At 68.8% G+C, this 17,846-nt stretch carries 18 protein-coding genes and 1 pseudogene; 16 read left to right on the forward strand and 3 right to left on the reverse strand.

Going from position 1 to position 17,846, the window contains the following annotated elements:
- Nucleotides 1-11: 11 nt before the first annotated feature.
- A complete protein-coding gene (locus AWC16_RS05385) occupies nt 12-668 on the reverse strand; it encodes a GntR family transcriptional regulator (protein ID WP_085263743.1) in 657 nt (218 codons plus the stop codon).
- A 65-nt stretch (nt 669-733) separates the two neighbouring features.
- Between AWC16_RS05385 and AWC16_RS05390 the strand changes: the two genes are divergently transcribed.
- The 14 genes from AWC16_RS05390 to aroQ all read left to right on the forward strand — a co-directional run bounded on the left by AWC16_RS05390 (nt 734) and on the right by aroQ (nt 14,602).
- The gene (locus AWC16_RS05390; protein WP_085263744.1) at nt 734-2,083 is read left to right on the forward strand and encodes an LLM class flavin-dependent oxidoreductase; all 1,350 of its coding nucleotides are present in this window, start codon (nt 734-736) and stop codon (nt 2,081-2,083) included.
- On the forward strand, nt 2,083-3,267 hold the full coding sequence (locus AWC16_RS05395) for a CaiB/BaiF CoA transferase family protein (protein ID WP_085263893.1): 1,185 nt from the start codon (nt 2,083-2,085) through the stop codon (nt 3,265-3,267). Before AWC16_RS05390 ends, AWC16_RS05395 begins: the two co-directional genes overlap by 1 nt.
- Nucleotides 3,268-3,278: 11 nt before the next feature.
- Nucleotides 3,279-4,184 carry an HpcH/HpaI aldolase/citrate lyase family protein gene (locus AWC16_RS05400; RefSeq protein WP_085263894.1) on the forward strand — a complete coding sequence of 302 codons (906 nt, stop codon included), beginning with the start codon at nt 3,279-3,281 and terminating at the stop codon, nt 4,182-4,184.
- Nucleotides 4,185-4,296: 112 nt separating this feature from the next.
- On the forward strand, nt 4,297-4,704 hold the full coding sequence (locus AWC16_RS05405) for a YjbQ family protein (RefSeq protein WP_085263745.1): 408 nt from the start codon (nt 4,297-4,299) through the stop codon (nt 4,702-4,704).
- An 84-nt stretch (nt 4,705-4,788) separates the two neighbouring features.
- Nucleotides 4,789-7,485 (forward strand): alanine--tRNA ligase, encoded by a 2,697-nt coding sequence (alaS, locus tag AWC16_RS05410; protein ID WP_085263746.1) that lies wholly within the window; start codon nt 4,789-4,791, stop codon nt 7,483-7,485.
- Nucleotides 7,482-8,015: a Holliday junction resolvase RuvX gene (gene ruvX / locus AWC16_RS05415; protein ID WP_085263747.1), complete on the forward strand. Its 534-nt coding sequence runs from the start codon at nt 7,482-7,484 to the stop codon at nt 8,013-8,015. The genes alaS and ruvX overlap by 4 nt, the downstream gene beginning before the upstream one ends.
- A complete protein-coding gene (locus AWC16_RS05420) occupies nt 8,008-9,258 on the forward strand; it encodes an endolytic transglycosylase MltG (RefSeq protein WP_085263748.1) in 1,251 nt (416 codons plus the stop codon). The genes ruvX and AWC16_RS05420 overlap by 8 nt, the downstream gene beginning before the upstream one ends.
- A complete protein-coding gene (locus AWC16_RS05425) occupies nt 9,236-10,075 on the forward strand; it encodes a shikimate dehydrogenase (RefSeq protein ID WP_085263749.1) in 840 nt (279 codons plus the stop codon). The genes AWC16_RS05420 and AWC16_RS05425 overlap by 23 nt, the downstream gene beginning before the upstream one ends.
- A 10-nt stretch (nt 10,076-10,085) precedes the next feature.
- Entirely contained in the window at nt 10,086-10,514 is a 429-nt protein-coding gene (locus tag AWC16_RS05430) for a prepilin peptidase (protein WP_085263750.1), read from the forward strand.
- A 191-nt stretch (nt 10,515-10,705) separates the two neighbouring features.
- On the forward strand, nt 10,706-11,098 hold the full coding sequence (locus AWC16_RS05435; RefSeq protein ID WP_234812133.1) for a hypothetical protein: 393 nt from the start codon (nt 10,706-10,708) through the stop codon (nt 11,096-11,098).
- Between the two features lie 132 nt (nt 11,099-11,230).
- Nucleotides 11,231-12,445 carry a chorismate synthase gene (gene aroC, locus AWC16_RS05440; protein ID WP_085263752.1) on the forward strand — a complete coding sequence of 405 codons (1,215 nt, stop codon included), beginning with the start codon at nt 11,231-11,233 and terminating at the stop codon, nt 12,443-12,445.
- A 2-nt stretch (nt 12,446-12,447) separates the two neighbouring features.
- A complete protein-coding gene (locus AWC16_RS05445; protein ID WP_085263753.1) occupies nt 12,448-13,068 on the forward strand; it encodes a shikimate kinase in 621 nt (206 codons plus the stop codon).
- A gap of 5 nt (nt 13,069-13,073) precedes the next feature.
- Nucleotides 13,074-14,171 carry a 3-dehydroquinate synthase gene (gene aroB / locus AWC16_RS05450; RefSeq protein WP_085263895.1) on the forward strand — a complete coding sequence of 366 codons (1,098 nt, stop codon included), beginning with the start codon at nt 13,074-13,076 and terminating at the stop codon, nt 14,169-14,171.
- Nucleotides 14,168-14,602 carry a type II 3-dehydroquinate dehydratase gene (gene aroQ / locus AWC16_RS05455; protein ID WP_085263754.1) on the forward strand — a complete coding sequence of 145 codons (435 nt, stop codon included), beginning with the start codon at nt 14,168-14,170 and terminating at the stop codon, nt 14,600-14,602. Before aroB ends, aroQ begins: the two co-directional genes overlap by 4 nt.
- Here the strand turns inward: aroQ and AWC16_RS05460 are convergent.
- Nucleotides 14,578-15,255, reverse strand: a complete 678-nt coding sequence (locus AWC16_RS05460; protein ID WP_085263755.1) for a B-4DMT family transporter — start codon at nt 15,253-15,255, stop codon at nt 14,578-14,580. The two genes, aroQ and AWC16_RS05460, sit on opposite strands and share 25 nt — an antisense overlap.
- 33 nt (nt 15,256-15,288) lie before the next feature.
- Between AWC16_RS05460 and AWC16_RS05465 the strand changes: the two genes are divergently transcribed.
- Both AWC16_RS05465 and AWC16_RS24950 read left to right on the forward strand, forming a co-directional pair.
- Nucleotides 15,289-16,401, forward strand: coding sequence for a M24 family metallopeptidase (locus AWC16_RS05465; protein ID WP_085263756.1), 1,113 nt, complete (start codon nt 15,289-15,291; stop codon nt 16,399-16,401).
- 373 nt (nt 16,402-16,774) lie between these two features.
- Nucleotides 16,775-16,948, forward strand: a pseudogene (locus AWC16_RS24950) (transposase); the annotation flags it as partial.
- 151 nt (nt 16,949-17,099) lie between these two features.
- Here AWC16_RS24950 and AWC16_RS05470 read toward each other — a convergent pair.
- Nucleotides 17,100-17,456, reverse strand: coding sequence for a DUF732 domain-containing protein (locus AWC16_RS05470; protein WP_085263757.1), 357 nt, complete (start codon nt 17,454-17,456; stop codon nt 17,100-17,102).
- Nucleotides 17,457-17,846: the final 390 nt, after the last annotated feature.

Consider the following 17,846-nt stretch of genomic DNA (forward strand, 5'->3'; position numbering starts at 1 on the left):
CCACCGGTGACTCAGCCGGAGCCGGCCTGGCCCAGCCAATCGGCGAGCGAGCGCCCGGCGTCCAGAACGTGTTGCTCGGCGATGGCCCGCGACGCCTCGGCGTCCCCGTCGGCCAGCGCAGCGACGAGCTTGCGGTGGTCTTCCAGCGAATGGTGCTCATGTTCGGGGAACACGGTCAGGAAGTTCGTCGGCACCACCCGTGCCGCATGGCGGATCTGGATGAGCAGCTGCGGCGAGTGGGCGGCGCGGTGAATCTCCTGATGGAAGTGCCAGTTGGCGTCCCCGATGCCGTCGGAACCGCGCAGCGACTCGACCTCGGCCACCAGTGCGCGTAGGTGCTTGACGTCTTCGGGGGTGAGCCGCTCGGCTGCCCACGCCGCGGCCTGGCCGGTCAGCACGCCCAGGATGGTGAAGCTGTCCAGGACGTCCTCGGGGCGTATCCCGATCACCGTCACACCGCTGCGCGGCGCCACCTGCACCAGCCCTTCGTAGGACAGTTCCAGCAGCGCCTCGCGGACGGGGGTGCGGCTGGTGGCGAACTCCGCGGTGATCGCGTCCAGGTCGAGGCGGGTGCCGGGGGCCAGTGCGCCGGTGAGAATGCGGTTGCGCAGCTCACGTGCGGCGCGCTCGCGCACGGTGCCGCCGATGTCGACGTTGTTGGCCGTCACGGCAGGAATGGTACACACCGAATACCACAGTTGATATCTGATATATCAGATGGTAGATATCAATCATGACCTCCCGCACCGATCAGATGGCCCTCGTCGCCTTCATGCAAGCCGGCAACGCCTCCGTGTACGCCGGATCGTGGCGTCACCCGGCCACCGAGCACGGCTACCTCGACGCCGCCTACTACGCGAAGATCGGCCGCCAGCTCGAACAGGGCTGCTTCGACCTGATGTTCTTCGACGACCGGCTGGCGATGCCGGGCATCTACGGTGACTCGGTTGCCGAGGCGGTGCGCTACGGCGCACGGCCGGTGAAGCTGGACCTGGCCACCGTGCTCGGCGTCCTGGCCCAGGCCACCTCGAGGATCGGGCTGGGCGCGACCTACTCCACCACCTACTACGCGCCGTTTCACGTGGCGCGCACCTTCGCCACCCTCGATCACCTGTCGGGAGGGCGCGCCGCGTGGAACGTGGTCACTTCGGTCAACGACGGCGAAGCCCAGAACTTCGGCTTGGACAGCCATCTGGATCACGACGCGCGCTACGACCGCGCCGACGAATTCCTCGACACCGTGGCCGCCCTGTGGGACAGCTGGGAGGACGACGCGATCGTGGCCGACCGGCACGCCGGCCGCTTCGCCGACCCCGACAAGGTGCACGAGCTGCGCCATCGGGGCGAGTACTTCTCGGTACGCGGGCCGCTGACCGTTCCACGGACCCCGCAGGGCCGCCCGGTCATCATCCAGGCCGGGTCCTCGGGCCGGGGGCGTGAATTCGCCTCTCGCTGGGCGGATCTGATCTTCACCGGCGACCCCGGCATCGAGGTCGCCCGCGGTCACTACGCCGACCAGAAGCAGCGCATCGCCGACGCCGGCCGCGACCCGTCCTCGGTGAAGCTGTGCCCGATGGCCTACGCGGTGGTGGGGGAGTCCGAGGACCATGCCAAACACCGCGAGCAGGTCTTCCTCAACGACCTCGTGCACCCGATGGCCTCGCTCACCCTGCTCTCGGAGCTGATGAACTACGACTTCGCCCAGCACGACCTCGATGCCCCGATCACCGACGAGCTGATCGCATCGGCGTCCGGGATCCGTGGGCTGGTGCAGAACCTGCGAGCCCACATCGGCGGCGACACGGTCACGCTGCGCGACCTGGCCGGGCACCGGGCGACCCTGCTGCAGGGACCGCGGTTCGTCGGCACCGGAGCCCAGGTCGCCGACCAGATGGAGGAGTGGTTTCACACCGGCGCCTGCGACGGATTCGTATTGGCGGCAACACATCTGCCGGGAGCCTTCGAAGACGTGGTGCGCATGGTCGTCCCCGAGCTGCAGTGCCGCGGCCTGTTCCGCACCGGCTACCAGGGCGCCACCCTGCGTGACCACCTGGGCCTGTCGCGTCCGCCCCGCGCCGCATGATGCTCGAAGGCATCCGGGTGCTCGACCTGGCCACCCTGGCCGCGGCGCCGCTGGTGGCCACCTATCTCGGGGAGTTCGGCGCCGACGTGATCAAAGTCGAGCAACCCGGCTCCGGGGATCCGATCCGCAGCTGGGGTCATCAGCGCGACGGCGTCGGGCTGATGTGGAAGTCGGTGTCGCGCAACAAACGGTCGATCACCTGCAACCTGCGGGTGCCCGAAGGCCAGGATCTGGTGCGCAGACTGGCGGCGCACGCCGACGTGGTGATCGTGAACACCCGGCCGCAGACGCTGCGCGGGTGGGGGCTGGACTATGAGGCGCTGCGCGCGGTCAACGACCGCATCGTGATGCTGCACATCACCGGCTACGGCCTGTCCGGCCCCAAAAGCGAACGGCCCGGCTTCGGCACCCTCGGTGAGGCGATGAGCGGGTTCGCCAACATCACCGGCGAAGCCGATGGCCCGCCGACCCTGCCGCCGTTCATGCTGGCCGACGGGGTGGCGTCGCTGAACGCCGTCTACGCGGTGATGATGGCGCTGTACCACCGGGACGTGCACGGTGCGCCGGGCCAGTTGATCGACGTCAACCTCATCGACCCGCTGGCCCGCCTGCTGGAACAGACGCTGCTCGGCTACGACCAGCTCGGGCTGGTGCCGGCCCGCGCCGGCAACCGCTGGGACATCTCCGCGCCGCGCAACACCTATCGCACCGCCGACGGCCGCTGGCTGGCGATGTCGGGCAGTTCACCGGCGCTGGCGCTGCGAGTGTTTCGCGCGATCGGGCGCGCCGACCTGGTCGACGACGCCGATTTCAGCGACCCGCAACGCCGGTTGGCCCGCGCCGCCGAGGTCGACCGGGTGGTCGCGGACTGGGTCGCCGGCAGAACCCTGGCCGAGGCCATGGCGGTCTTGGAGGCCGAACAGGTCGCGGCCGCAGCGGTTTACGACATCACCGACCTGGTCGCCGACGAACAGCTGGCCCACCGCGAGGTGTTCGTCAAGGTCGGCGACGCCGAACTCGGCGCGATGACCGTTCAGGCCCCGGTGCCGAGATTCTCGGCCGCGACCGGACGCGTCGAGCATCTCGGTCCGCGCTTGGGCGAACACAACACCGACGTCTATCGCGAACTGCTCGACCTGACCCCGTCCGACATCGACGATCTGCACGCCCGCGGCGTGCTGTGAAGGAGACCCCAATGCCGCTGCGCCGTTCCGAGCTGGCCGTGCCCGCCGCCAACGACCACATGTTTGCGCGTGCCGCCGCCTCCCAAGCCGACCTGGTTTTCCTGGACCTGGAAGACGCGACCGCGCCCGCCCACAAGGTGGCCGCCCGCGCCAAGGTCATCGCTGCGCTCAACGACCTGGACTGGGGCCGCACCGCGCGCGCCATCCGGATCAACGGCCTGGACACCCAGTGGTGCCATGACGACATCATCGAGGTCGTCACCGCCGCCGGACAGAACCTGGACACCATCGTCGTTCCCAAGGCCTGCATCGCCCGCGACGTGTGGTGGGTCGATCTGCTGCTCACCCAGCTGGAGGCCAAGCTCGGGCTGGACCGCAAGATCCGCCTCGAAGTGCTCATCGAAGAGGTCGAGGGCCTGGCCAACGCCGAAGAGATCGCCAAGGCCAGCCCGCGGATCGACGCCCTGATCTTCGGCGTCGGCGACTTCTCGCTGTCCCAGGGCGCGCGGGTGGACACCAACTTCGTGCCGATCTGGGACTATCCCGGCGACTTCTGGCACTACGCCCGCAGCAAGGTGCTGGTCGCGGCCCGCATCGCCGGAATCGACGCCATCGACGCGCCCTACCCCGACTACGCCGACCTGGCCGGCTACGAGCAGGAGGCCCGGCGTGGCTCGCTGTTGGGCTACACCGGCAAGTGGGCGATCCACCCCAGCCAGGTCCCGGTGGCCAACGCGGTGTATTCGCCGACCGCCGAGGAGATCGCGCTGGCCGAACGCAACATGGCGGCCTACCGCGAGGGCGAGGCGAAGGGTCTGGGCGCGGTCGGGGTCAACGGGGTGCTGGTCGACGCCGCACACGTGAAAATGGCGCAGAACACCCTGGCGCGCCTCGCGCTGATCAACGGTGAGCGCTGATTCTCACCCCACCGATCACCCCGCGAGCAGTCACAGAATCGCACGTTGACGGCCCCGGATCGCACGATTCTGTGTCTGCTCGCCGCATAAAGCGAGTCTCTACCCTGGAGTAATGGACACCGAAGTGCTCGACGTCGACACCACCCTTCGTCGCACCGTCGACCTCACCGCGCAGGTGCGGTCGTTCTGCGCGGCCCACGGCGACGGGTTGTGCAACGTCTTCGTGCCGCATGCGACGGCCGGGGTGGCGATCATCGAGACCGGCGCCGGGTCCGACTCCGACCTCGTCGACACCCTCGAGCGGTTGCTGCCGCGCGACGATCGCTACCGGCACGCCCACGGGTCGCCGGGGCACGGCGCCGACCATGTGCTGCCGGCGATCGTGGCGCCGTCGATCACGGTGCCGGTGGCCGGCGGTGAGCCGCTGCTGGGAATCTGGCAGTCCGTCGTCCTGGTCGATCTCAACCGCGACAACCCACGCCGGAGCGTGCGACTGAGTTTTGTGGGCGCCGGCACCTGAGGGTCCTTGCCTACAAAAAACGCGATGGGCAGACCGGTACTGTAGTGCCGTCTAAATGAGCGAGACGGCGGGAAGCGATAGATAGTGCAGACACACGAGATCAGGAAGCGCTTCCTTGATCACTTCGTGAAGGCGGGCCACACCGAGGTGCCGAGCGCTTCGGTGATCCTGGATGACCCCAACCTGTTGTTCATCAACGCCGGCATGGTGCAGTTCGTGCCGTTCTTCCTGGGCCAGCGAACCCCGCCGTACGCCACCGCCACCAGCATCCAGAAGTGCATCCGCACCCCGGACATCGACGAGGTGGGCATCACCACCCGGCACAACACCTTCTTCCAGATGGCCGGCAACTTCTCGTTCGGTGACTACTTCAAGCGCGGCGCGATCGAGCTGGCCTGGACGCTGCTGACCAACAGCGTCGACGAGGGGGGGTACGGGCTGGATCCGGAAAGGATCTGGGCCACCGTCTATCTCGACGACGACGAGGCCATCGCGCTGTGGCAGGAGATCGCCGGGTTGCCGCTCGAGCGGATCCAGCGTCGCGGCATGGCCGACAACTACTGGTCGATGGGCATCCCCGGCCCCTGCGGGCCGTCATCGGAGATCTACTACGACCGCGGCCCCGAATTCGGCGTCGACGGCGGCCCGGTCGCCAACGAGGACCGCTACATCGAGATCTGGAATCTCGTGTTCATGGAGAACGAGCGCGGCGAGGGCACCTCCAAGGAGGACTTCGAGATCCTCGGGCCGCTGCCGCGCCAGAACATCGACACCGGGATGGGCATCGAACGGGTCGCGTTCCTGCTCCAGGGTGTGCACAACGTCTACGAGACCGATCTGGTAAGGCCGGTTATTGACGCAGTAGGCGCAGTGGCCGCCCGTCCCTATGACACCGGCAACCACGCCGACGACGTGCGCTACCGGATCATCGCCGACCACTCCCGGACCGCGGCCATCCTGATCGGCGACGGGGTGAGCCCCGGCAACGACGGTCGCGGCTACGTGCTGCGCCGACTGCTGCGCCGGGTGATCCGTTCGGCCAAGCTGCTGGGTATCGAGGGCCCGATTGTCGGTGAGCTGATGGCGACGGTGCGTGACGCGATGGGCCCGTCGTATCCGGAGCTGGTCTCCGACTTCGACCGGATCAGCAGGATCGCGGTGGCCGAGGAGACCGCGTTCAACCGCACCCTGACGTCGGGCTCCAAGCTGTTCGAAGACGCGGCGGAGGCCACGAAATCCGCCGGGGTCACCGTGCTGTCCGGCAAAGACGCCTTCACCCTGCACGACACCTACGGCTTCCCGATCGAGCTCACCCTGGAGATGGCCTCGGAAGCCGGACTGCAGGTCGACGAGGCTGGGTTCCGTTCCCTGATGGCCGAGCAGCGCCAGCGCGCCAAAGCCGACGCCGCCGCCCGCAAGCACGCCCACGCCGACCTGAGCGCCTACCGGGAGCTGATCGACGCCGGACCCACCGAGTTCACCGGGTTCGACGAGCTCAGCACCGAAGCCCGCATCCTGGGCATCTTCGTCGACGGCAGGCGGGTGCCGGTGGTGTCCCACGAGGACGTGGCCGCTGACCACGTCGAGCTGGTGCTGGACCGCACCCCGCTCTACGCCGAGGCCGGCGGGCAGATCGCCGACGCCGGCACTATCAGCGCCGGAACAGCTCACGCCGCGGTCACCGACGTGCAGAAGATCGCCCAGACGCTGTTCGTGCACCGGGTCAACGTCGAGTCCGGTGAATTCGTCGAGGGCGACACGGTCACCGCGGCCGTCGATCCCGGCTGGCGCAAGGGCGCCACCCAGGGCCACTCCGGCACCCATATGGTGCACGCCGCACTGCGGCAGGTGTTGGGGCCCAACGCCGTTCAGGCCGGCTCGCTGAACCGGCCGGGCTATCTGCGGTTCGACTTCAACTGGCAGGGCGCGCTCAGCGATGAGCAGCGCCGCCAAGTCGAAGAGGTCACCAACGAGGCGGTGCAGGCCGACTTCGAGGTGCACACCTTCACCGAAGACCTCGAGAAGGCCAAGGCCATGGGCGCCATGGCGATGTTCGGCGAGAAGTACCCCGATCGGGTGCGGGTGGTCGAGATCGGCGGCCCGTTCTCGCTGGAGTTGTGCGGCGGCACCCATGTGCACAACTCGGCGCAGATCGGCCCGGTCACCATCCTGGGCGAATCGTCGGTCGGGTCCGGAGTACGCCGGGTGGAGGCCTATGTCGGGCTGGACTCGTTCCGGCACCTGGCCAAGGAGCGGGCGCTGATGGCCGGCCTGGCCTCCTCGCTGAAGGTGCCGTCGGAGGAGGTACCGGCCCGGGTCGCCACCCTGGTGGAACGGTTGCGGGCCGCGGAGAAGGAATTGGACCGCGCCCGGCTGGCCGGCGCGCGGGCTGCTGCGTCAAATGCCGCCGCCGGCGCCGAGCAAGTCGGTAACGTGCGACTGGTGGCTCAAAAAATGTCCAACGGTATCGGCGCAGGCGACTTACGTTCCCTTGCGGGCGACATCCGCGGAAAACTGGGCGAGGGACCCGCAGTGGTGGCGCTGATCGCAGATGCACCCCCGGGTTCGCCGGACAGCGTGCCCTACGTGGTCGCCGCCAACGCGGCCGCGCAGGAACTCGGGCTGCGCGCCGACGATCTGGTCAAGGACCTGGCGGCGGCGGTGTCCGGCCGCGGCGGCGGCAAAGCGGACCTGGCGCAGGGCTCCGGCAAGGACTCGAGCGGGATCGACGCCGCCCTGGCGGCGGTCCGCTCGGCGGTCGCCCGGAGCGCGCCGGCGTGACCTCACCCCGCCATCGCACCCCGGACCGGCCTGGCGGGCCGGATGATCCCGGCCGCGGACGACGGCTCGGAGTGGATGTGGGCAGTGTGCGCATCGGGGTGTCGTGCAGTGACCCCGACGGGCTGCTGGCCACCCCGGTGGAGACCGTCCGCAGGCACACCTCGGGTTCGCACCTGCGTCGGCTCGCCGACCTGGCCGACGAATTCGACGTCGTCGAAGTGGTGGTCGGACTGCCTCGGACCCTGGCGGACCGGACCGGGTCGGCCGCCGAGGACGCCATCGCGGTGGCCGACGACCTGGCCCGGGTGCTGGCCAAACGCGATCGGCCGGCCCCGGTGCGGCTGGCCGACGAACGCCTGAGCACCGTCAGCGCGGCGCGGTCACTGCATCAGGCCGGGGTGCGCTCCAAACGTCAGCGTTCGGTGATCGATCAGGCCGCCGCGGTGACGATCCTGCAGAGCTGGCTCGACCAGCGCCGGGCGGGCCAGACGGCGGCCCCGGCGACGCCGACGGAGGACAAGGATGTCTGACGACAATTCCGCGAAGAAGGCCAAACCCGAAGCGGTCGGAGCGCCGCGGCGCCGGATGGGCCGGACCCAGCGGGCCCGCGACAAACGTCGGCAACGCCAGCACAACCGGCGCCGCCGCCTGGTCGGTGCACTCGGTGTCGCGCTGGTCACCATGGCGGTGGTCGCCGCGGTGTTCCTGGGCTCCAAGTTCTGGCACTCGGGTCCCGTGGTGGACTACACCGGCGACGGCGGCCAGCAGGTGCTGATCGAGGTCGAGGAGGGCGATTACACCACCGCGATCGCCGAAACCATGTTGGCCGCCGGCGTGATCGCCAATGTCGGGACGTTCCTCGACGCCGCGCAGGGTAACGCCGCCATAGCGGCGATCCAGCCCGGCTTCTACCGGTTGCGGGCCGAGATCCCGGCCGCCGCCGCGGTGCAGCAGCTCATCGACCCGGAGAATCGGGTGGGCAAGCTGGTGATTCCGGAAGGCCGCCAGCTGGACGACATCACCGACATGAAGACCGACCGGGTGACGCCGGGGGTGTTCAGCCTGATCGCCGAGGCCAGCTGTCTGGACCTCAACGGCGATCGCCACTGCCTCAAGGCCCAGGACCTGCGGCGCGCCGCGGAGACGGAGACTCCGGAGGCCCTGTCCGTACCGGACTGGGCCATTGGACCGGTCACCAAGATGGGCCGCGACCACCGGCGCATCGAGGGACTGATCACGGCGGGCACCTGGAACGTCGACCCGACCGGGCCGGCGTCGACCGTGCTGTCCAAGCTGATCAGCCAGAGCGCCGCGGAACTGGCCAAGTCCGGACTGCCCGGCACGGCCGAACAGCTGGGCATGACTCCCTATGAACTGCTGGTGGTGGCGTCATTGGTGCAGCGCGAAGCCCTACCGCAGGATTTCGCCAAGGTGGCCCGGGTCATCGACAACCGCCTCAACGAGCCGCAGCGGCTGGAATTCGACTCGACGGTCAACTACCCGCTGGACCGGCAGGAGGTCGCGACCACCGACGCCGACCGGGCCAAGGTGACGCCGTGGAACACCTACGCCTCCGACGGGCTGCCGGCCACCCCGATCTGTTCACCGGGAGTGGAGGCGATCAAGGCCGCCGAGCATCCCGATCCGGGTGACTGGCTGTACTTCGTCACCGTCGACAAGGACGGCACAACTCTGTTCACCCATAACTATCAGGAGCATCTGAGCAACATCCAGATGGCGCTGGGCAGCGGTGTCCTCGACAGCTCCCGCTGACCCGGGGCCGCGCCGAGCCGCAGTGCTGGGGTCGCCGATCGCCCACTCGCGTTCACCGCAGCTGCACCTGGCGGCCTATCGGGCGCTGGGCCTGCGGGGGTGGACCTATGACCGCATCGAGTGCAGCGCGGAGGAGCTGCCGGCGCTGGTCGCCGGATTCGGGCCGGAATGGGTCGGTGTGTCGGTCACCATGCCGGGCAAGTTCGCCGCCCTGGCCTTCGCCGACGAACGCACCCAACGTGCCGAACGCATCGGCTCGGCGAACACCCTGGTGCGCACCGCGACCGGCTGGCTGGCCGACAACACCGACGTCGACGGGGTGACCGGGGCGCTCAGGTCGGCGGGTCTCGTTTCGGCGGGCGGGGCGATCGTGCTGGGCTCGGGGGGCACCGCCCCGGCCGCGGTCGTCGCCTTGACCGAACTTGGGGTCGATGACATCACGGTGGCCGCCCGCAACCCGGACAACGCCGCCCGGGTGGTGGCCTTGGCCACCGATGCCGGTGTGCCGGCCCGTTTTTGCGCGCTGGACGATCCGGCTCTGGGTGCGGCGGCCGCCGCCGCCGCGGTGATGGTCAGCACCCTTCCCGCCGACGTCGCGGCCCGCTACGCGCCGGTGCTGGCGGGAGTGCCGGTGCTGCTGGACGCGATCTATGAGCCCTGGCCGACACCGTTGGCGGTCGCGGTGAGCGCCGCGGGCGGCACCGTGATCAGCGGCCTGCAGATGCTGCTGCACCAGGCGTTCACCCAGGTCGAGTTGTTCACCGGCCGGCCCGCGCCCCGCGCCGAGATGACTTGCGCGGTGACCGACCCGGCCTGAACATGACCCCATGGAGGGGGCGGTGGCGGGCCTGGTCGTGGTGTGGCTGGCAGTGTTGAGCGGCTACGACATCCGGCAGCGCCGGCTGCCGAACTGGCTGACCCTGCCCGCGGCGGTGGTGGTGCCCGCGGTGGCGGCCGGGGCGGGCCGCGGGGGCGCTGCGCTGGCGGGGGCGGCGGCCTTGACCGCCGTCTACCTGCTGGTGCACCTGATCGTGCCGGCCGGGTTGGGCGCCGGTGACGTCAAACTCGCGGCAGGCCTCGGGGCGCTCACGGGTTGCTTCGGCGCCGACGTGTGGTTTCTGGCCGCGGTGTCGGCTCCGCTGCTGACCGGACTGTGGGGGCTGTTCGCGGTGGCGGCACGCCGGGAGCGGACGGTGCCGCACGGGCCGTCGATGTGCCTGGCCAGCGCCGTGGCTGCCGGGCTGGGGGTGTGCTGAGCGGGACCGAGGGGTGGCGAGCGGCCTAGGTGAGCCCAGGTACGCCCAGGTAGCGGGCCCGGACTGAGACGAGCGCCACAAATTAATGCCAATATTGCCTTTGCCAGGAATGTTTGCCACTCAGCCCGTTATTAGGTAATATCACCGTATTGAACTACTGCTGACCGGGATGAGCCAACGAGGGGGTGACCGTGAAGCGAACTTTAATCGGGGGATTGGCAGCTGCTGCGGTCGTGGTCGGCGGCACCGTACTCGCCAACAACATGGCATCGCCGTCCCTGCCTGACGTGCAGGTTCCGGCGGTTCAGCTGTCCAGCGCCGAGGGAACCGACGCGACCGTACAGTGGCTGGACCTGTTCGCGCAGACCTCTGCCGCCAACGCGGATTCGTTCGGCGGGTACCTGCTGGACCCGAGTTCGGCTGTCGCGCCCGGTGAGTCTCCGCTGGTGCTGATCGACCCGGAGACCTCCGCCGAGGACTTCGACAGGATCCTCGACGGCGTCGTCGGGAATGCGGGCAGCCAGCTGAACGCGAACAACGGCCCCGACGCCGTCACCTATCTGATCCTCAAAAACGGCTCCTGAATCCCCACGAACCCCGTTGCGGGGCGGTGGGCGGAGCCAATCCCGGTTGTTGCCGCGCTGAGCGGTCGATGTGCGCAACCGTAAAGTCCTCCAAGCCCGGGCGGACATGACCGGCATGGGAAGATGGGACACGTGTTGCGTTGGATAACCGCCGGGGAATCACACGGTCGCGCGTTGGTGGCCTTGGTCGAGGGCATGGTCGCCGGAGTGGCCGTCACCTCGGCTGACATCGCCGCCCAACTCGCCCGCCGGCGTCTGGGCTACGGTCGCGGCGCCCGAATGAAGTTCGAGGCCGACGCGGTCACCGTGCTGTCCGGGGTGCGCCACGGCGTCACCCTGGGCGGCCCGATCGCCGTCGAGATCGGCAACACCGAATGGCCCAAATGGGAGACGGTGATGTCCACCGACCCGGTGGACCAGGCCGTGCTCGACAGCGAGGGCGGCGCTCGCAACGCACCGCTGACCCGGCCGCGGCCCGGCCACGCGGACTATGCGGGCATGCTCAAATACGGCTTCGACGACGCTCGCCCGGTGCTGGAGCGGGCCAGTGCGCGGGAGACGGCCGCCCGGGTGACCGCGGGCACCATTGCCCGGGCGTTCCTGGACCAGGCACTGGGCGTTCAGGTGATCTCCCATGTGATCTCGATCGGGGCGTCCGACCCCTACGACGGGCCGGTGCCGCAACCGGCTGACCTGGACGCCATCGACGCCAGTCCGGTGCGGGCATACGACCAGCAGGCCCAAGAGGCCATGATCGCCGAGATCGAAGCGGCCAAGGCCGACGGCGACACCCTGGGCGGGGTGGTGGAAGTGGTGGTGTCGGGCCTGCCGATCGGGCTGGGTTCCTTCATCAGCGGCGACGACCGGCTGGACAGCCAACTGGCCGCGGCGATCATGGGCATCCAGGCGATCAAGGGCGTCGAGATCGGCGACGGTTTCACCACCGCGCGCCGCCGCGGCAGCGCGGCTCATGACGAGATGTACCCGGGTCCCGACGGCGTGGTGCGCTCCACCAACCGGGCCGGCGGGCTCGAAGGCGGCATGACCAACGGCCAGCCGCTGCGGGTGCGCGCGGCGATGAAGCCGATCTCCACCGTCCCGCGGGCCCTGGCCACCGTCGACATGGCCACCGGCGACGAAGCGGTGGCGATCCATCAACGCTCCGACGTGTGCGCGGTGCCGGCGGCGGGCGTGGTGGCCGAAGCCATGGTGGCGTTGGTGCTGGCCCGCGCCGCGCTGCACAAGTTCGGCGGGGACTCGCTGACCGAAACCCGGCGCAACATCGAGGCCTACCGACGTTCGGTGGCCGACCGTGAGCCGGGCGACCAGGCCCGGGCGTCGGGGTAGCGGTGGCGCCCCGAGCGGTTCTGGTGGGGTTGCCCGGGGCGGGCAAGTCCACCATCGGGCGGCGCCTGGCCAAGGCCCTCGGTGTCGAGATGCTGGACACCGATGCCGCCATCGAGGCCAAAACCGGCCGCAGTATCGCCGACATCTTCGCCACCGACGGCGAGCAGGAGTTCCGCCGTATCGAGGAAGAGGTGATCCGCGGGGCGCTGGCCGACCATCAGGGGGTGCTGTCGCTGGGTGGGGGAGCCGTCACCACACCCGGGGTGCGGGAAGCGCTGGCCGGGCACACGGTGGTGTTCCTCGAGATCAGCGCGGCCGAGGGGATCCGGCGCACCGGTGGCAGTACGGTACGGCCGCTGCTGGCCGGCCCCGGCCGGGCCGAGAAGTTTCGTGAGCTGATGTCGCAGCGGGTGCCGCTGTACCGGCGGCTGGCGACGATTCGAGTCAACACCAACCGGCGTAACCCGGGGGCGGTGGTGCGCTATATCGTGTCCCGGCTGGAGGCCACCGCATCGGCCGGCCGCGCCGCCGGGTCAGCGCAGCAGCCGGCTGCATCGCCACCCGCGGGTTCGCCGCCCACACCCGCCACCTTGGCCGCACGACAGACCGGAGGACGCAAGTGACCGACATTCCCGAGCCGATCACCGTGACGGTGGCCACCGACCCGCCCTACCCGGTGGTGATCGGCAAAGGCCTGCTCGGAGATCTCGCCGGGTTGCTCGCCGGCCGCAACAAGGTCGCGATCCTGCACCAGCCGACGCTGGAGGCGACTGCCGAGGGAATCCGAACCTTCCTGTCCGACAAGGGTATCGAGGCGCACCGCATCGAAATCCCGGATGCCGAGGACGGCAAATCGCTGCAGGTGCTCGGCTTCATCTGGGATGTGCTGGGACGTATCGGGCTGGATCGCCGCGACGCGCTGGTCAGTCTCGGCGGGGGTGCCGCCACCGACGTGGCGGGGTTTGCCGCGGCCACCTGGTTGCGCGGCATCTCGATCGTGCACGTGCCCACCACCTTGCTGGCGATGGTCGACGCCGCGGTCGGCGGCAAGACCGGCATCAACACCGAGGCCGGCAAGAACCTGGTCGGCGCGTTCCACCAGCCCGCCGCGGTGGTCGTAGACCTGGCCACGCTGGAGACGTTGCCGCAGCGTGAGATCGTCGCCGGCATGCCGGAGATCGTCAAAGCCGGCTTCATCGCCGATCCGGTGATCCTGGACCTGATCGAAGCCGATCCGGAAGCCGCGATGGACCCGGCGGGTGAGGTGCTCGGCGAGCTGATCCGGCGTGCCATCACCGTCAAGGCCGAAGTGGTCGCCGCCGACGAGAAAGAGTCGGACCTGCGCGAAATCCTCAACTACGGCCACACTCTCGCGCACGCGATCGAGGCGTTGGAGCACTACCAGTGGCGTCACGGCGACGCGGTATCGGTCGGGCTGGTCTTCGCCGCGGAGCTGGCCCGCATCACCGGACGCCTCGACGACGCGACCGCCGACCGGCACCGCTCGATTCTGTTGTCGCTCGGCCTGCCGGTCAGCTACTACGAGGACGCCCTGCCCGCGTTGCTGGAATACATGATGGGGGACAAGAAGACCCGGGCCGGCGTGCTGCGGTTCGTGGTGCTCGACGGGCTGGCCAAGCCGGGCCGGCTGGAAGGACCCGACCCGATGCTGCTGGCGGCCGCCTACGACGAGGTGGGTCGGCGATTCCGATTGGAGCGACGATGAACCGGATCAACGTCATCAACGGCCCGAACCTTCAGCGTCTGGGCCGGCGTGAGCCGGATGTCTACGGCAGCACCAGCTACGCGGACCTGAAGGCGCTGATCGAGCGTGAGGCGAGCGAGCTGGGTGTCGACGTCGTGGTGCGCCAGAGCGACAGCGAAGCCGAGCTGCTGGAGTGGATTCATCAGGCCGCCGACGCCGCCGAGCCGGTGATCCTCAACGCGGGTGGCCTGACCCACACCTCAGTGGCGCTGCGCGACGCCTGCGCCGAGTTGCCCGCGCCGCTCATCGAAGTCCACATCTCCAATGTGCATGCCCGGGAAGACTTTCGGCGGCACTCCTACCTGAGCCCGATCGCCAGCGGGGTGATCGTCGGCCTCGGGGTGCGCGGGTATCTGCTGGCGCTGCGCTACCTGGCCGAGTCGCCGGGCTGAGTTTCGGGGTCCTCGACCGCCGGGATCTCGGTGGTCGCGTCGGCCGGGTACTCCTCGGTGGTGAAACCTGCGGCCGGGGCGCCCAGGGTAGCGCCGGCTTCGGTCTGGGTGGCCGCCTCGGCCTGGGCGGCGGACTCGGCTTCGGTGGCCGGCGGGGCGCCCACGGTGGCGAACACATCGGTTGCCGGCTGGCCTTCGGCGGCCAGGCCGTGGTGGCGCACCGGCAGCTTCTCGTAGTCCTTGTCGATGCGGCGGCGCCCGAGCGTGACCGCGGCCACCCCCGTCACGAAGACCAGCAGCGCGGTGAAGGCCGCGAAGCTGGTCAGCTCGTTGAAGAAGGTGCTGATGTAGAGCGCCTTGTCGAACTGGCCGATGATCCAGGAGACCAGGCCGCTGAGCAGGCCCGCGGCCAGCCCGGCACCCAGCCAGGTCATGGCGAGGTCATCGCGCCGGTCCGGGTCGGGATGGGCCTTGGCGTCCGCGCGGCCGTCGGCGTAGCCCCACACCATCACGCCGATCGCGAACAAGATCATCAGCGTCAGGCTGATCAGGCTCGCTTTCGACTCGAAGGCGTTGATCAGCACCCCCTGGATAAGGCGGACCACGACCATCAGTGCAGCGAAGACCAAACCCCGCAGAAACCACTTGCTCATGGGGCCACAGCGTAGCGAGTACCGTCACACCGCGTGACACATTCCTCCCGTAGGGCGCGTCTGAGTGCCGAAATGCACGCCGCCGAGCTGGACGCGATGCTGGTCACCGACCTGGTCAACGTGCGCTATCTGTCCGGATTCACCGGTTCGGCCGGGGCCCTGCTGGTCTACGCGGACGGCCGGCCGGCCGTGCTGGCGACGGATGGGCGATATCGCACCCAGGCCGCCCGGCAGGCCCCCGACCTGCAGATTGCCATTGAGCGCGCCGGGGCGTGTCATCTGGTCACGGAGGCCGCGGCGGCCGGGGCGCACCGGGTGGGGTTCGAGGCCCACGTGGTCACCGTGGACGGGTTCGACGCGCTGTCGGCGGCCCTAGAGACCGGACGAGCGAACGGGCGAGCCGAGCTGGTCCGCGCCTCGGGCACGGTGGAGGCGCTGCGCGAGGTCAAAGACGCCGGCGAAGTCGCCCTGCTGCGGCTGGCCTGCGAGGCGGCCGACGCCGCCCTGAGTGATCTAGTGGCACGCGGTGGCCTGCGGCCGGGCCGCACCGAACGTGAGGTCGGCCGGCAACTGGAAGCCCTGATGCTCGATCACGGCGCCGACGCCGCATCTTTCGAGACGATCGTGGCGGCGGGGCCCAACTCGGCGATCCCGCATCACCGGCCCACCGACGCGGTGCTGGCCGACGGCGACTTCGTCAAGATCGACTTCGGCGCGCTGGTGGCCGGCTACCACTCCGATATGACCCGAACCTTCGTACTGGGGCCGCCGGCCGACTGGCAGCGGGAGATCTACCAGGTGGTCGCGGCCGCCCAGCGGGCCGGGCGCCACGCGCTGCAGCCCGGCGCGGGGTTATGCGAGGTCGACGCCGCCGCGCGCACCGTGATCGCCGAGGCCGGGTACGGCGACACCTTCGGACACGGCCTCGGCCACGGGGTGGGCCTGCGGATTCACGAAGCGCCGGGAATCAACGCGGCGGCCGACGGTACACTGCTTGCCGGTGCTGTGGTGACCGTGGAGCCCGGCGTCTATCTGGCTGATCGTGGCGGCGTCCGCATCGAGGACACGCTCGTGGTCGCGGATACCCCCGGGCAAGCCCCGGAATTGCTGACTCGGTTCCCCAAGGAACTGACCATTCTGGATTAGGTAGCGCTGTGCTCTGACCAGGTAAAACGAGGTCGCGGGCCAACACTGTGCGGGTAATTATCTTAGGGATCAGCTAACCGTGGTGAGGCCGAGGAAGTGACCTACCGTGGCCACCGCCGAACCGGCCCACTTGGGGCGACGATCTAAGGGCGAAGGCGCGCCGAGACTCAGGTACACCGCCAGGCGATGCTGAGCTTGGGGAGTGGGGGAGAGCGCACTCTGGTGGCCGATTGCTGATGCCTGAGCGGACTCCTGGTGAACAATCACGGGAAGGGGAACCCCCTTGGGCAGGGCGGAGGCGATCCTGAGCCGTCTAGACCGACGACGTGACTTAGCCTCGCGCTTTCACGGTAATTCGTTGTGACTGCCCGGGCACTCCGCCCGGTGCTGGGAACCGAAACGACTGCGCCTGCGACTGTTTTCCACCGCCGCACGAATCAGCCGCCACGCCTAACGAACTCATCTGCGCCTGGCCTCCCGCAGCCCTTGGGCCCAACTCCTCGCTGATGCCGTGACCAGGCTCAACGCCCTACCCACACCGACTTGACGACCGAAACGATTGCCCCTGCGAGCTGAAAGACCAAGGACCCCAGCGCCACCCGACGTCATCGGGCGACCCGCCACAGGCCGACCCCCGAAAACGGCAATCCCAAGTTGCTCAGCCACACCACAACCCCGGCATGAAACGTCGAGGCTAGCTAGGTATTCGGTCTTTCACTGGGCACACCAAGGGTGTCAGGGCAAATTTTCTGCTGTGCCGCCTGAGCAATCTCCCAATAGAACATCGGAGAAGCGTCGAGGATCGGGCTACCAGACGGCTTCGGTTCCATCTGCTCAAGGGTCATGCCGTCTCTGAGGTTGCGGCAAATCTCCAATCCTCGATAAAGAGTGGAGTTGTCATCCGCACGCCCAAGGAAGCCGTACTGACTTGGCACGCCAAGCTCGTGAGCCCGGTCGAGAAATGATTGGTTACGGTCGAGGAGTGATTGGTCATCAGCACTAGCAATCGGTGCCGCTGCGATGCTTGCCGCAAGAGCGGCGATGAGTAGTTTCATCCCACCTCTCCTTTTCTTGTGGTCGTGGTTTGAGGATGTGACGCGTTGGCGGGTTCACCCATGGGTTTCGCTCACGATATCGTCCCGTGGAGTGGCGGACTTCGGATCTAGTCAAGTTCAGCCCGCGCGCCTCGGCGGCGGCCCGTTCGGAAGCGGATGCTCGGGTGTACCGATCGGGGCACAGCGAAGTACCAACTGGTTGACGTTGATGGCACGCGCTTACCTACCAAAAGTCCCTGCAGAGCAAGGAATTCTGAGCGATGCGGCCCCTATAGTGGGCCTACCGAGACGCAGCAACAAGTAGCAAGTGACGGCGGTTTGGATCTCACTCTCCGATTGCGCTACTTGCCACCATCCGAACCCCCCGGCCGTTGTCGGCCGGATCTTCCT

It is taken from the genome of Mycolicibacter longobardus (genome assembly GCF_002102265.1).
Lineage (GTDB): Bacteria > Actinomycetota > Actinomycetes > Mycobacteriales > Mycobacteriaceae > Mycobacterium > Mycobacterium longobardum.